The organism is Homoserinibacter sp. YIM 151385 (assembly GCF_027912415.1).
Classification (GTDB): Bacteria; Actinomycetota; Actinomycetes; order Actinomycetales; family Microbacteriaceae; genus Schumannella.
Genome location: NZ_CP115175.1, coordinates 777,056 through 791,253 on the forward strand (window position 1 = coordinate 777,056; position 14,198 = coordinate 791,253).

General features: G+C 74.5%; 12 protein-coding genes. 5 read left to right on the forward strand and 7 right to left on the reverse strand.

The window, feature by feature from the left end:
• Nucleotides 1-59 precede the first annotated feature (59 nt).
• The 3 genes from cydC to OF852_RS03745 are packed head-to-tail and all read right to left on the reverse strand — an operon-like array spanning nt 60 to nt 6,051.
• Nucleotides 60-3,437 carry a thiol reductant ABC exporter subunit CydC gene (gene cydC, locus OF852_RS03735; RefSeq protein ID WP_271120466.1) on the reverse strand — a complete coding sequence of 1,126 codons (3,378 nt, stop codon included), beginning with the start codon at nt 3,435-3,437 and terminating at the stop codon, nt 60-62.
• Complete coding sequence (cydB, locus tag OF852_RS03740) at nt 3,434-4,462, reverse strand: cytochrome d ubiquinol oxidase subunit II (RefSeq protein WP_271120467.1); 1,029 nt, start codon at nt 4,460-4,462, stop codon at nt 3,434-3,436. The genes cydC and cydB overlap by 4 nt, the downstream gene beginning before the upstream one ends.
• Before the next feature lie 14 nt (nt 4,463-4,476).
• Nucleotides 4,477-6,051 (reverse strand): cytochrome ubiquinol oxidase subunit I, encoded by a 1,575-nt coding sequence (locus tag OF852_RS03745; RefSeq protein WP_271120468.1) that lies wholly within the window; start codon nt 6,049-6,051, stop codon nt 4,477-4,479.
• 127 nt (nt 6,052-6,178) lie between these two features.
• Between OF852_RS03745 and OF852_RS03750 the strand changes: the two genes are divergently transcribed.
• Entirely contained in the window at nt 6,179-6,541 is a 363-nt protein-coding gene (locus OF852_RS03750) for a BlaI/MecI/CopY family transcriptional regulator (protein WP_271120469.1), read from the forward strand.
• A gap of 1 nt (nt 6,542) precedes the next feature.
• Nucleotides 6,543-7,433, forward strand: coding sequence for a M56 family metallopeptidase (locus OF852_RS03755; RefSeq protein WP_271120470.1), 891 nt, complete (start codon nt 6,543-6,545; stop codon nt 7,431-7,433).
• A gap of 61 nt (nt 7,434-7,494) precedes the next feature.
• Here OF852_RS03755 and OF852_RS03760 read toward each other — a convergent pair whose 3' ends face one another.
• On the reverse strand, nt 7,495-8,451 hold the full coding sequence (locus OF852_RS03760; protein WP_271120471.1) for an NAD(P)/FAD-dependent oxidoreductase: 957 nt from the start codon (nt 8,449-8,451) through the stop codon (nt 7,495-7,497).
• Between the two features lie 71 nt (nt 8,452-8,522).
• Here OF852_RS03760 and OF852_RS03765 point away from each other — a divergent pair, with 71 nt between their 5' ends.
• Nucleotides 8,523-9,107: a helix-turn-helix domain-containing protein gene (locus OF852_RS03765; protein WP_271120472.1), complete on the forward strand. Its 585-nt coding sequence runs from the start codon at nt 8,523-8,525 to the stop codon at nt 9,105-9,107.
• 77 nt (nt 9,108-9,184) lie between these two features.
• Here OF852_RS03765 and dhaM read toward each other — a convergent pair whose 3' ends face one another.
• The 3 genes from dhaM to dhaK are packed head-to-tail and all read right to left on the reverse strand — an operon-like array spanning nt 9,185 to nt 11,563.
• Entirely contained in the window at nt 9,185-9,877 is a 693-nt protein-coding gene (gene dhaM, locus OF852_RS03770; protein ID WP_271120473.1) for a dihydroxyacetone kinase phosphoryl donor subunit DhaM, read from the reverse strand.
• Nucleotides 9,874-10,515, reverse strand: coding sequence for a dihydroxyacetone kinase subunit DhaL (gene dhaL / locus OF852_RS03775; protein WP_271120474.1), 642 nt, complete (start codon nt 10,513-10,515; stop codon nt 9,874-9,876). Before dhaL ends, dhaM begins: the two co-directional genes overlap by 4 nt.
• Before the next feature lie 46 nt (nt 10,516-10,561).
• Nucleotides 10,562-11,563 carry a dihydroxyacetone kinase subunit DhaK gene (dhaK, locus tag OF852_RS03780; RefSeq protein ID WP_271120475.1) on the reverse strand — a complete coding sequence of 334 codons (1,002 nt, stop codon included), beginning with the start codon at nt 11,561-11,563 and terminating at the stop codon, nt 10,562-10,564.
• 294 nt (nt 11,564-11,857) lie between these two features.
• On the opposite strand from dhaK, the gene OF852_RS03785 reads away from it, so the two are divergent.
• Together OF852_RS03785 and glpK are read left to right on the forward strand one after the other, a co-directional pair.
• Complete coding sequence (locus OF852_RS03785) at nt 11,858-12,586, forward strand: MIP/aquaporin family protein (RefSeq protein WP_271121108.1); 729 nt, start codon at nt 11,858-11,860, stop codon at nt 12,584-12,586.
• Nucleotides 12,587-12,645: 59 nt separating this feature from the next.
• Nucleotides 12,646-14,157, forward strand: a complete 1,512-nt coding sequence (gene glpK / locus OF852_RS03790) for a glycerol kinase GlpK (protein ID WP_271120476.1) — start codon at nt 12,646-12,648, stop codon at nt 14,155-14,157.
• Nucleotides 14,158-14,198: the final 41 nt, after the last annotated feature.

The window sequence follows — 14,198 nt, forward strand, 5'->3', positions numbered from 1 at the left end:
ACGCCGCCCAGTGTCGCGAGATGAGGTTTCGCGGGCGCTGTCGCCGTGTTTCGAGCCGGTTACGCGGGCCGCTCGGAGGTAAACATCGTGTTTCGGGGAGCGGTGGAGTCGCCGTCCAGGCCCTGGGGATCACGTCCGAGCTCGACCACGTGATCTGCGAGGGCGGCATCCGCGGCGAGGTGCGACACGACCACGAGCGTGCGACCGCCGACCGCGGCGGGCAGGTCGCGGCGCAGCGCCTCGGCGGTCGGCTCGTCGAGGTGGGCGGTCGGCTCGTCGAGGAGCAGGACCTCGGCGCGGCTGAGGAGGGCGCGCGCGACGGCGAGCCGCTGACGCTCGCCGCCCGAGAGCGCCGCCCCGCCGCGGCCGACGGGCGTGTCGAGGCCCTCGGGCATGGCGGCGAGGAGCGGGGCGAGCCCGACCGCCTCTAGCGCGGCCTCGAGCTCCGCGTCCGAGGGCTCGGCGCCCGAGGGGCGGGCGAGGCGGAGGTTGGCGCGGAGCGACGCTGCGAAGACGAGCGACTCCTGCGGCGTCCAGGCGACGCGGCGGTCTCGTGCGGCCTCCGCGGGCGCGCGACCGGCGACCGCGATGCGGCCGCGCTCGGGCGCGAGGTGCCCGAGGAGGACGGCGAGCAGCGTCGACTTGCCCGAGCCCGACGGGCCCTGCACGAGGAGCCCCTCGCCCGGCTCGAGCCGGAGCGAGAGCTCCTCGAGCACGGGGCGAGCGCCCGGCCAGCGCGCGTCGACCTCCTCGAGCGCGAGGGCGGCATCCCCCGCGCGATCGGGGAGACCGGATGCGGAGACGTCCGCCGCGGGCGCCGGGCGCAGCAGGCGCGAGACGGCCTCGCGGAGCGCGGGCCGCGAGCGCACGGCGTCGGCGGCGAGCAGGATCGGCTCGACCAGGCCGAGCGGGAGCAGGACGAGCGCCGCCATGCCGGCGGGGGCGAGGGCACCGGCCGCGACGAGCGGCGGCAGCGCGGCCGCGAGCACGAGGGAGGCGAGGAGCGCTCCCGCGGTCGCGATCCCCGCCGCGAGGCCGCGGGCGAGCGCCGCGCGGCGCGCGAGCGCGGTGCGGCGCGCGTCGCGCGCGGCGAGCTCCGCGAGCGGGGCGTCGAGGACGTCGTGCGCCCCGAGCTCCGCCGCCGCGGCGAGCAGCTCGACGACCTCGCCCGCGCTGCGGCGCGAGGCGGCGAGCTCGCCCGCGGCGGCCCGCCGGTCGGCGAGGAGCGCCGCCGCCGGCGCCGCGAGCAGTGTCGCCGCGAGCACGATCGCGGGGGCGAGCAGGGCGGCCGGGGCGAGGATCGCGATCGCCGCGATGCCGCCCGCGACGGTCATGAGGGCCGCGGCGGGCGGCACGAGCACGCGCGGCGCGAGATCCCGCACCTCGTCGGGCGCGACGACGAGCGAGCCCACGACCGTCCCGCCGCGGAGGAGCCGCCGGTGCGCGGGGCCGGCCGCCGCGAGCACCCGCCAGAGACGCAGGCGCAGGCGCTCCGCGAGCCGGAGGACGGCATCGTGCACCGCGAGCCGCTCGGCGTAGCGCAGCGCCGAGCGCGCGATGCCGAAGAAGCGGACGCCGACGATCGCGACCATGAGCGTGAGGATCGGCGGCTGCTCGGCGGCGGTCACGATGAGCCAGCCCGAGAGGGCCGTGAGCGCGGCCGCCGCGGCGCTCGACCCGGCCGCGAGGAGCATGCCGAGGGCGAGCCGCCAGCGCACGGGGCGCAGGATGTCGCGGAGGCCGAGCGGGCGGGCGGCGGTCTCCGTCGCGATGCTCGCGGGGCGCGCGACCTCGGGTGCTGTCGGCTCGATCGCCGCGGCGGTCCGCGGCGCCGCCGCATCCGGCTGCGTCGCATCCGCCGCCGCGTCGGCGAGCCCGTCCGCCCGGGCGGGCTCCGGCAGCCGGACGACCCGGTCGGCGAGCGCGAGCAGCCGGGGGTCGTGGGTCGCGACGACGACGGTCGCCGTGCCGCGGAGCAGCCACAGCTCGTCGATGACCGCCTCCGCGGCCTCGTCGTCGAGGTGCGCGGTGGGCTCGTCGAGGACGACGAGCGCGGCGCCCCGGCGGACGCGGAGCAGCACCCGCGCGATCGCGAGCCGCCGCCGCTCCCCCGGGCTCAGCAGCGCCGGATCGGCATCGAGCGCGAGCCGGCCGAGCGCCGCCGAGCGGAGGACCGCCTCGAGCTCGGCGTCCGCGAGCTCCTCGCCGGGCCCGCCGTGGAGCCGGAGCTCGGCGTCGACGCGATCGCGCGAGAAGGTCGGCGACTGCGGCGCCCAGGCGAGCCGCTCCGGCCGCTCGACGCGGCCGCGCGCCTCGGCCGAGGCGGGGAGCCGATCGAGGATCGCGGCGAGCAGCGTCGACTTCCCGCCGCCCGAGGGCGCGGCGATCGCGAGCAGCTCGCCCTGCCGCGCATCCAGCCGCTCGAGCGCGAGGGCGGGACGCGCGCGCCCCTCGTAGCGGACGACGAGGTCGCGGACGCGGAGACCCGACGGCCGCCCCCGCCGCACGACGCCGGCCGCGCGGGGGCGCGCGATCGCCGCCTCCGCATCCCGCAGCGCGCCCTGCCCCGCGCGGGAGGCGTGGAAGGCGGCGCCGACCTCGCGGAGCGGCGTGTAGCACTCGGGCGCGAGGATCAGCACCAGCAGCCCCACCTCGAGCGGCAGCTCCCCCGCGACGAGCCGCACCCCGATGAAGACGGCGACGACCGCGACCGAGATGGTCGCGATGAGCTCGAGGACGAGCGCCGAGAGGAAAGCGGTGCGCAGCGCCCCCATGGTCGCGCGCCGGTGCGCTCGGCCGACGCCGTCGAGCGCCCGGATCTGATCCTCGAGACGGCCGAGCCCGACGAGCACCGGGAGGCCGCGCGCGAGCTCGACGAGATGCTCGGCGAGCCGGTCGAGGGCGCCCGAGGCGCGGTCGACGCGATCCTGCGTGTGCCGCCCGACGAGGATCATGAAGATCGGCACGAGCGGCAGCGTCAGCGCGACGACGACCGCGCTCACGAGATCGAGGGAGAGGATGCGCAGGCCCACCACGAGCGGGACGACCGCCGTCGCCGTGAGCGCCGGGAGGACGCCCGAGAACAGCTCGCGCACCTCGTCGACGCGGCGCCCCGCGAGGAGCGCGGTGGCGGCCGCGTCGTCGCCGCGCGCGATCGCGGCCCGCACGACCCCGAGCCGCAGCTCGCCCGCGAGCTCGAGGGCGCCGCGCGCCGCGACGACGCGCACCAGCCACTCGCCGAGCGCGCGCGCGACGAGCGCCCCCGCGGCCCAGGCGAGCGCGTTCTCGTCGAGCCGCCCCTCGACCGCCCCGACGACGAGCCGCGCGAGCGCGTCCGCGAAGGCGACGATCGCGACGGCGCGCAGCAGCGACACGACGGCCGTGCCCGCGACAGTGCGCCGGGCGGTCGGCCCGAGCGGGATCCCGCCGCGCCTCATCGGCGGACGGCGGGCGCCGCGAGGTGCGGCTCCGGGATGTGGTGCTCGGCGAGGCGGCGCCGGAACACCCAGTAGGTCCAGGTCTGGTACACGAGGATGACCGGCAGCCCGAAGGCCGCGACCCAGGTCATGACGCCGAGCGTGTAGTCGCCGCTCGAGGCGTTCGAGACGGTGAGGTCGAAGGCGGGGTCGATGGTCGAGGGGATGACGACCGGGTACGCCGAGCTGAAGACGGCCGCGGCCCCGGCGATCGCGAAGGCGGCCATGCCGAGGAAGGCGCGCCCCTCCCGCCCGCGCCGCGCGGAATCCCAGGCCCAGACGGCCCCCGCCGCCGCGACCGCGATGAGCACCCAGCCCGCGACGCGCCCCGCCTGGAACGCGAGGATCGCCGCCCAGAGCGCCATCGGGAGCAGCGCGAGCGGGAGCCAGCGCGCCGTGAAGCGCCCGGCGCGCTCGCGCACCTCGCCCTCGGTCTTCAGCGCGAGGAAGACGGCGCCGTGCACGAGGCAGTAGCCGACGACGGCGAGGCCGCCGAGCACCGCCTCCCAGCCGAGCCAGGCGAGGGGGCCGCCGACGCGATCCCCGTTCCCGTCGATGGGGAGGCCGAGGGTCGTCAGCGCGAGGAGGGCCCCGACGCCGAAGGCGGCGACGAGCGAGCCGCCCGCGATGGCCCGGTCCCAGGCCCTCGTCCAGCGCCCCGTCTTCCCCTTGCCGCGGTACTCGATGCCGACGGCGCGGAAGATGAGCGCGAGCACGACGACCGTGAGCGGCACGTAGAGGGTCGAGAACAGGCTCGCGTACCAGAGCGGGAAGGCCGCGAAGGTCGCGGCGCCCGCCGTGATGAGCCACACCTCGTTGCCGTCCCAGACGGGTCCGATGGTGTTGAGCATGAGCCGGCGGCGGCGCTCGGTGCGCGCGCTGAGCACCATGTGCATGCCGACGCCCAGGTCGAAGCCCTCGAGGAGGAGGTAGCCGATCCAGAGGAACGCGACGGCGGCGAACCAGACGGTGGGGAGGACGTCCATGATCTCGATTCCTCTCAGTACGCGAAGGCGAGGACGTCGTCGCGGCGGTCGTGCTCGTCGTCGGCGTCGTCGTCGTGCCGGGGGTCGAGCTCGGGCATCGCGGAGGCGACCCCGCCGCGGATGTACTTCGCGAGCAGCGTCACCTCGACGACGAGCAGCACGCCGTAGACGAGGCCGAGGCTCACGAGCGAGAAGACGATCTCGCCGAAGGTGACCCCGGGCGAGACGGCCGCGGCCGTGAACATGAAGACGCCGTCGACGCCGCTCGGGTTCGGGTTCGGCACGACCACGAAGGGCTGGCGGCCCATCTCCGTGAAGACCCAGCCGGCGACGTTCGCCGCGAAGGGGGCCAGGATGCCGAGGATCGCGAGCCGCATGATCCAGACGGAGCGCGGCACGGTGCCCTTCCGGGTCAGCCAGAGCGCGACCGCGGCGGCGAAGGCGGCGAGCGCCCCGAAGCCGATCATGAGGCGGAAGCCCCAGTAGGTGACCTCCATGAGCGGCACGTAGTCGATCTCCTGCCCGGCGCGCTCCCCGTAGATCGGGTCGTCGGGGAGGTGCGTGCCGTACTGCTCCTGGTACTGCGGCTCGAGCTCGCGGACCCCCTGGATCTCGGTGTCGAAGTCGCCGTGGGCGAGGAAGGAGAGGACGCCCGGGACCTCGATGATGCCCACGACGTCGTCGCAGTCGCCGGCGAAGTCCCCGATCGCGAGGATGGAGAAGCTCGTCCCGTTCTCGCAGGCCGCCTCGGCGGCGGCCATCTTCATGGGCTGCTGGTCGAACATGAGCTTCGCCTGGAGGTCGCCGGTGAGCGAGACGCCCAGGAAGCCGATGATCGCGACGGCGGCTCCGAGGCGCAGCGAGCGGATCCAGACCCCGTGGTCGGCGCGGTCGCGGCCGGGGATCTCGGGGGCCTCGCCGACGACGACGCGGCCCGTCGCATCCACGGTGTCGATGCCGTCCTTCCGGCGACGCCACAGGTGATACCAGCCGATGCCGAGCAGGAAGCCGCCCCCGACCGCGATCGCGCCGAAGAGGGTGTGCGTGTAGGCGGCGATCGCCGTGTTGTTCGTCAGCACCGCCCAGATGTCGGTCATGACGGGGCGGCCGTCGACGAACTCGACGCCGACGGGATGCTGCATCCACGAGTTCGCGACGATGATGAAGAAGGCGGAGAGGACGCTGCCGACGACGGCGATCCAGAGGGTCGCCAGGTGGAGCCGCTTGGAGAGGCGGTCCCAGCCGAAGATCCAGAGCCCGAGGAACACGGACTCGAAGAAGAAGGCGAGCAGCCCCTCCATCGCGAGCGGGGCGCCGAAGACGTCGCCGACGAAGCGGGAGTACTCGCTCCACGCCATGCCGAACTGGAACTCCTGGACGAGGCCGGTGGCGACGCCGAGGATGAAGTTGATGAGGTAGAGCTTCCCCCAGAACCGGGTCATCCGGAGCCAGCGCTCGTCGCCGGTGCGCACCCAGCGCGTCTGCATGGTGGCGACGAGGATGCCGAGGCCGAGCGTGAGCGGCACCATGAGGAAGTGGTAGACGGTCGTGATGCCGAACTGCCACCGTGCGATCTCGAGCGGGTCCATCCGGATTCCGTTCTCTCGGGGAGTCGCGCCGCGTGATTTCTACGCTGCGTAGAACTCCATCGCGGCCAATGTAGCGCAACTTCTACACGGTGTAGAAGAACTGCCTCGATCGCGTAGGATCATCGGCATGGCAGTCCTCGGAGACCTCGAGCGCGCCCTCATGGACCAGCTCTGGGACAGCGGCGCGGCGCTCTCCGCGTACGAGCTGCTCGAGCGCCTCCCCGGCGGCGAGAGCCGGCAGCTCGCCCCGACGACCATCCTCACGGTGCTCTCGCGGCTCGAGAAGAAGGGGCTCGTCGTCCGCGAGCGCACGGCGAGGCCGCACCGCTACACGGCGGTCGCCGCGCGCGAGGCGCACGTCGCCGAGCTCATGAACGAGGTCCTCGACGCCGCACCCGACCGCGTCGCCGCCCTCGCCCGCTTCATCGGCTCCATCCCCGCCGACGAGGCCGAGCAGCTCCGCCGGGCACTCGGCGCCCCGCGCACCTGACGTGATCCTCGCCGCCGCCGCGCTCGCCGCCCTCGCGATCGCGCTCGCCGTGCCCGTGCCGGTGGCGCTCTCGCGCGCCGCCTGGACGCGCCGCGCGCCCGCCAGCGCGACCCTGCTCTGGCAGGCCATCGCCCTCTCCGGCGGGCTCTCCATGATCGGCTCGCTCGCCGTGCTCGGCCTCTCCCCCTTCGGCGACGACCTGCTGGATGCCGCGGCCGGCCTCGCCGAGGCGGTCCGGTCCGGCTCCGGCGCGGCCGTCGTGCCGACCGTCGCGCTCGGCTCCGCGGCCCTCCTGCTCGCGCACCTCCTCCTCACCCTCGTGCTGACGACCGCCGCCGGGTACCGGGAGCGGGCCCGACACCGCGCGCTCGCGCAGCTCCTCAGCTCGCCGCTGCGGGCGGACGCCCGTGTCATCGACGACCCCGCGCCCGTCGCGTACTGCGTCCCGGGCGACGGGGCCGACTCCCTCACGGTCGTCTCGGCCGGGCTCGTCGACCTCCTCGACGAGGGCGAGCTCGAGGCCGTCATCGCCCACGAGCGCGCGCACCTCGAGCAGCGGCACCACCTGCTCACGACCTCCTTCCAGGCCTGGTCGCTCTCGCTGCCCTGGTTCCCGATCGCCTCGGTCGCCCGCCGGGAGGTCGCCCTCCTCGTCGAGCTCCTCGCCGACGACCGGGCGCTCCGGACCGCCTCCGCCGGCGCCCTCCGCCGCGCGATCGCGCTCGTCGCCGCGCCCGGCCGCGAATCGGCGGCCACCGCCCGCATCCGCATCGAGCGGATCGGCGCCGCCCCGCTCCCCCTCGCGGCCCGGATCGCGGTCGGCGCCCTCGCCGCCGGGCTGCTGCTCGTGCCGACGCTGCTCCTCGCGGGGCAGGCGGTGCCGTCGCTCTGAGCGCGTGTCGTCGATCGGCTGAGCCGCGCATGCGCGGCGATGGGCGACGAGCCCGCGCCGCTCAGCCGGCCTCAGTCGCCGCGAGCGCCGCCCGCGTGTCCTCGGCGATGAGGTCGGCGTTCACCATGCCGCCCGCCATCGCTCCCTGGCCGATCGCGATCGCGACGCTCGCACCCGGGTTGATGACGTTCCCCGCCGCCCAGACGCCGGGCACGCTGGTGCGGCCGGTGGCATCGACCCGGACGAAGGCGGGACCGAAGTCCTCGCCGGGCTCCGCCCCGAGGCCCCGGAGGATGGCGTCGCGCGGCTCGGACGCCGGCATGGTGAAGATGCGCGCGAGCTCGAGCACGCGCCCGTCGGCGAGGTGCGCCGAGATCGCGGGCGCGTCGTCGCTCCAGTCGTCCCCATCGACCTGAGCGATCCGCTCACGCTCGACCCTGACGCCGCGCGCCGCGAGCGCTCGGGCGAGCTCCGCGTCCGGCTCCGGCTGCCCGTCGAGCAGGTAGACGAGGTCGGCCGACCACTGCCGGAGCATCTGGATCTGGTGGGCGCTCTGCGGCGAGGAGGCGAGCACCGCGATCGGCTGGTCGCGCACCTCCCAGCCGTCGCAGTACGGGCAGACGACCACGCCGCGACCCCAGGCCTCCGCGAGGCCCGGCGTCTCCGGAAGACGATCGCGGATGCCGGTGGCGACGACGAGGCGGCGCGCCTCGAGGCGGGTCCCCGCGGCGAGGACCGCGAAGCGGGGCTCCTCCGCGGGGATCGGCTCGACGGCGTCGACCTCCGCCCGACGCACCTCGATGCCGTAGCGCGCGAGCTCGGCGCGGCCCGACTCCAGCAGCTCGGCGGGCGGGCGTCCGTCGTGGCCGAGCACGTTGTGCATGTGGGCGGCGACCCCGTTGCGGGGCGAGCCGCCGTCGAGGACGAGCACCCGTCGGCGGGCGCGGCCCAGACCGAGGGCCGCGCTGAGGCCGGCGCTGCCGCCGCCGATCACGATGACGTCGAACAGATTCTCCATGGCTCCAGCCTGCGAGCCGCCTCGCCGCCGTGGCAAGCTTGCTTGCCGGAACCGCAAACGAGGAGGACGCCGTGGACGCCGAGCTCGAGACCGCCCTGGATCATGTCGGCCCGAGGCTGCGCGAGATCCGGGGACGCCGCGGACTCACCCTCGCCGAGGTCTCCGCCGCGACCGGCATCTCCTCCTCGACGCTGTCCCGGCTGGAATCCGGGGGTCGGCGCGCGAGCCTCGAGCTGCTGCTCCCCCTCGCCCGGCTCTACCGGGTGCCGCTCGACGAGCTCGTCGGGGCGCCCGGCTCGGGCGACCCCCGCATCCACCCTCGCCCGGTCCGCCGCGGTGGGCGCATCTACCTGCCGCTCGGGGGCCGCAGCCTCGGCGTCGAGGCCTGCAAGGTCGTGATCCCGCCGCGGCGCGCCGACGAGCGCGTCCGGCCGCGCACCCACCGCGGCTGGGAGTGGTGCTACGTCATCTCGGGGCGCCTCGAGCTGCACCTCGCGGGCGAGTCGACGGAGCTCGGGCCCGGGGAGGCCGCCGAGTTCGACACCGCGACGCCGCACTGGCTCGGCAGCGCCGGTCCCGAGCCCGTCGAGCTGCTCAGCATCTTCGACCACGAGGGCCGTCGCATCCACGTCGAGGGCGGCGCGGAGCGCCCCTGACCTCCCCGAGGTGGGTTTCTCCGCATCCGCCGCGAGGATCCTCGCGGCGGATGCGGAGAAACCCACCTCGGGGTGGGTCAGTCCTCGCCGAAGCCGGAGTCGACGAGCGCCACGAGCGCGTCGAGCGCCGGCGCCGCATCGGAGCCCTGGGCCGTGAGCTCGAGCTCGGTGCCCGCGCCCAGGCCGAGCGACATGATGCGGAGCAGGCTCGTCGCATCCACCCCCTGCACCGTGATGCGCGCATCGAACGACGCCGCCGTCTTGACGAACTCGGCGGCCGGACGCGCGTGGAGGCCGGAGCGGTTGACGAGCGTCGCGCGCCGCTCGAGGACCTCCGCAGGCCCGGGCGCGGAACCCGCAGCCGACGCCGCCGGAGGGCCGTCCACCTCGACCGCCCGCGCCGACTCGGCCGCCGCGAGGACGCCCTCGAGCCCCGCGCCCGTGCGCGACGCGACCGCCGCCGCGACCGCGCCCTCGACGATCGGCGCGTCCGCGATCCGGACGCGCTCGCGCGCCTCCTCGTCGAGGAAGTCGAGCGCGGTCTCCGCCGTGAGGACCGCGGAGCCGAGATCGCAGAGGACGACGACCCCCTCGCCCGAGTCCGCCGCCGCGAGCCCCGCCGAGACGAGATCGAAGCTCGTGCCGATCCCGCCCTCGTCCGTGCCCCCGGCCGCCGCGATCACCACGCCCTCCGCCATCTGCCCGGCGAGCTCGACGACGCCCGCGGCGATCGCGGCGCTGTGCGAGACGACGAGGAGGCCGACGCTCACGCGAGCGCCTCGGCCGCGTCCGCCGCCGCCGCCAGGATGAGCGCCGTCGACACCGAGCCCGGGTCGCGGTGCCCGACGGCCCGCTCGCCGAGGTAGCTCGCCCGGCCCTTGCGCGCCACGAGCGGGTCGGTCGACTCGGAGCCGGTCTGCGCGGCGTCGGCCGCGGCGCGCAGCACCGCCGCCGGGGCGAGTCCGCTCGAGGCGGCCGCCGCCGCCGCATCCACGGCCGGCGTCCAGGCGTCGACCATCGTCTTGTCGCCGACCTCCGCCTTCCCGCGGAGCACGATCCCGTCGCGTGCGGCCTCGAGCATCGCGGCGAGCGCCGAGGCGTCGAGCTCCTCGACATCGCCGACCGCGCCCGCGCCCTTGAGGAAGGCGGTGCCGTAGAGCGGCCCCGAGGCGCCGCCGACCGTCGAGATGAGCGTCGTCGCGGCGAGCTTGAGGACCTCGCCGGGGGTGCCCGCGTCCTCTGTCGTCTCGAGCTTCTGCACGACGGCCTGGAAGCCGCGGTCCATGTTCTCGCCGTGGTCGCCGTCGCCGATCTCGCGGTCGAGCGTCACCAGCTCGCCGCGGTGCTCGGCGACGACCGCCGCACTCCGTCGGATCCAGTCGACCGCCCAGTCGCGTGCCAGTCCCATGCCGTGCTCCCTCCCGGGCGGTCTGGCCGCCCGTCATCGAATCCGTTCAGCGACCCCAGCGCAGCGCCGCCGTCTCGACCGGCGCATCCCACAGCTCCACGAGCTCGTCGTCGAGCCGGAGCACCGAGATCGAGAAGCCCTGCATCTCGAGGCTGGTCGTGTAGCTGCCGACGAGCGAGCGCTCCACCTGCATCCCGCGCTCCGCGAGCACCTCGGCGGCGCGGCGGAACGCGATGTAGAGCTCGACGAGCGGCGTGCCGCCCATCCCGTTCACGAAGAGCAGGACGCGGTCGCCGGATGCGAAGGACAGGTCCTCGAGGATCGGCCCCAGCAGGCGGTCCACGATCGCGTCGGCCGGCTCGAGCCTGATCCGCTCGCGCCCGGGCTCGCCGTGGATGCCGATGCCGATCTCGATCTCGTCCTCGGCGAGCGTGAAGCTCGGCTCCCCCGCGTGCGGGACGGTGCAGGGCGCGAGCGCCATGCCCATCGTCCGCACGCCCGCGTTGACCTTCTCGGCGATGCCGGCGACGGCGTCCAGCTCGTCGCCGCGCTCCGCGGCCGCCCCCGCGATCTTCTCGACGAGCACGGTGCCCGCGACACCGCGCCGGCCCGCCGTGTAGAGCGAGTCCTTCACGGCGACGTCGTCGTCGATGACGACGCTGCGCACCTCGACGCCGTCAGCGGCGGCGAGATCGGCGGCGGTCTCGAAGTTGAGCACGTCGCCCGTGTAGTTCTTCACGATGTGGAGGACGCCCTTCCCGCCGTCGACGGCCTTCGTCGCCGCGACGATCGGATCGGGCGTGGGCGAGGTGAAGACGGGGCCCGGGACCGCCGCGTCGAGCATGCCGTGGCCGACGAAGCCGCCGTGGAGCGGCTCGTGGCCGCTGCCGCCGCCGGAGACGATGCCGACCTTGCCCCGCACCGGGGCGTCCGCGCGGTGGATGAACGCCGGATCGTGGACGACCGAGAGGAGGTCGGGATGCGCGAGCGCGATGCCATGGAGGGCCTCGGCGACGACGTCCTTCGGGTCGTTGATGAGCTTCTTCACTGCTGTCCTCTCCGCGGCGGGGGTGCGCTGGAGGGTCGATCCGCGCTGATCCGGAACCGCTCTCGGAATCAACCTAGCCCCGCCGGAGCGCCCTGGGGAAGGTGCGGCCCGGGCCCGGCTCCGGCGTCCGTCCGGCGGCGCGATCGGCTCTGTCCCCTGGGCGGAGGTCCGGTCTATGGTGTGAGGAAGAGCGGGCGAGGATCCCGACCCTCGTCAGGACGCCCCCTCGCACAGGAGGTCAGTGTGGACGTCAACCTGGGAGTGATCTTCCTCTCGGAGCTCGTGGGGACCGCGATGCTCGTGCTGCTCGGCTGCGGCGTCGTCGCGAACGTCGCCCTCGCGAAGACGAAGGGCAACGGGGGCGGGTTCCTGCTCGTCAACTTCGGCTGGGGCCTCGCGGTCTTCGCGGGCGTCACCGTCTCGTACGCCTCGGGCGCGCACCTCAACCCGGCGGTCACCCTCGGCCTCCTCGCCAGCGGCGCCGCCATCTCGGGCGGCATCGGCGGCGTCCTCGTCTACATCCTCGCCCAGCTGCTCGGCGCGATCATCGGCGCCGTCCTCTGCTGGCTCGCCTACAAGCAGCACTTCGACGACGAGCCCGAGCCCGCCGCGAAGCTCGGCGTCTTCTCGACCGGCCCCGGCATCCGCTCCTCCGGCTGGAACCTCGTGACCGAGATCATCGCGACCTTCGTGCTCGTCTTCGTCGTCATCGGATTCGGCCGCCAGCTCAACATCGCCGAGGGCGGGTCCCCCGCCGGCCTCGCCGCGCTCGGCGCGCTGCCCGTCGCCCTCCTCGTCGTCGGCATCGGCGCGTCCCTCGGCGGCCCGACGGGCTACGCCATCAACCCCGCGCGCGACCTCGGACCCCGCATCGCCCACGCGATCCTCCCCATCAAGGGCAAGGGCTCGAGCGACTGGGGCTACAGCTGGATCCCCGTCGTCGGCCCCATCATCGGCGGCGTCATCGCCGGCCTCCTCGCCGGCACCGCCGACGTCGGGCTCCTCCTGCCGACCGGCCTCTGAGCGGGACGCCGCCCGGCATCCCCACCCCCACCCCCACCACGCAAAGGAGCGAAGCCGACATGGCTGAGTACATCGTCGCGATCGACCAGGGCACCACGAGCACCCGCGCGATCGTCTTCGACCACAGCGGGTCGATCATCTCGACCGGCCAGCTCGAGCACGACCAGATCTTCCCGAAGCCGGGCTGGGTCGAGCACGACCCGAAGCAGATCTGGGACAACACGCGGGAGGTCATCGGCCAGGCCCTCTCGAAGGCCGACATCACGCGCCACGACGTGAAGGCCGTCGGCATCACGAACCAGCGCGAGACCGCGGTCGTCTGGGACAAGACGACCGGCGAGCCCGTCTACAACGCGATCGTCTGGCAGGACACCCGCACGCAGTCGATCGTCGACGAGCTCGCGGGCGGCGACGTCGAGAAGTACAAGAAGATCGTGGGCCTCCCGCTCGCGACCTACTTCTCGGGCACGAAGATCAAGTGGATCCTCGACAACGTCGACGGCGCACGCGAGAAGGCCGAGGCGGGCGACCTGCTCTTCGGCACCACCGACTGCTGGGTGCTCTGGAACCTGACGGGCGGCACCGACGGCGGCGTCCACGCGACCGACGTCACGAACGCCTCGCGCACCCTCTTCATGGACCTCGAGAGCCTCGAATGGCGGGACGACATCCTCGCCGACTTCGGGGTGCCGCGGTCGATGATGCCCGAGATCCGCTCCTCCTCCGAGGTCTACGGCACCGTGGAGGCCTCCTCGCTGCTGCGCGAGGTCCCCGTGGCCGGCATCCTCGGCGACCAGCAGGCGGCGACCTTCGGCCAGGCCGCCTTCGAGCAGGGCGAGTCGAAGAACACCTACGGCACCGGCAACTTCCTCATCTTCAACACGGACACCGAGATCGTCCACTCGAAGAACGGCCTCCTGACCACCGTGGGCTACAAGCTCGGCGACCAGCCGACGCACTACGCGCTCGAGGGCTCCATCGCGGTCACGGGCTCCCTCATCCAGTGGCTGCGCGACAACATCGGCCTCATCTCCTCCGCCCCGGAGGTCGAGAAGCTCGCCGAGACGGTCGAGGACAACGGCGGGGTCTACATCGTGCCCGCGTTCTCCGGGCTCTTCGCGCCCTACTGGCGGGCGGATGCGCGCGGCGCCATCGTGGGCCTCACGCGCTTCGTGAACAAGGGGCACATCGCCCGTGCCGCGCTCGAGGCGACCGCATTCCAGACGGCCGAGATCGTGGAGGCCGTCAACGCGGACTCCGGGGTCGAGCTCGCGGAGCTCAAGGTCGACGGCGGCATGGTCGCGAACGACGCGCTCATGCAGTTCCAGGCCGACATCCTGGGGGTCGAGGTCGTGCGCCCCGTCGTCGCGGAGACGACGGCGCTCGGCGCGGCCTACGCGGCCGGCCTCGCGGTCGGCTTCTGGTCCGGGCTCGAGGACCTGGCGAAGAACTGGCAGGAGGACAAGCGCTGGAAGCCCGAGCTCGACGCGGACGAGCGCGACCGCCAGCTGCGCCTCTGGAAGAAGGCCGTCACGAAGACCTTCGACTGGGTCGACGACGACGTGCAGTAGCTCGCATCACCCCGGCGCTCCAGCGCCGGACACGGCGCCCC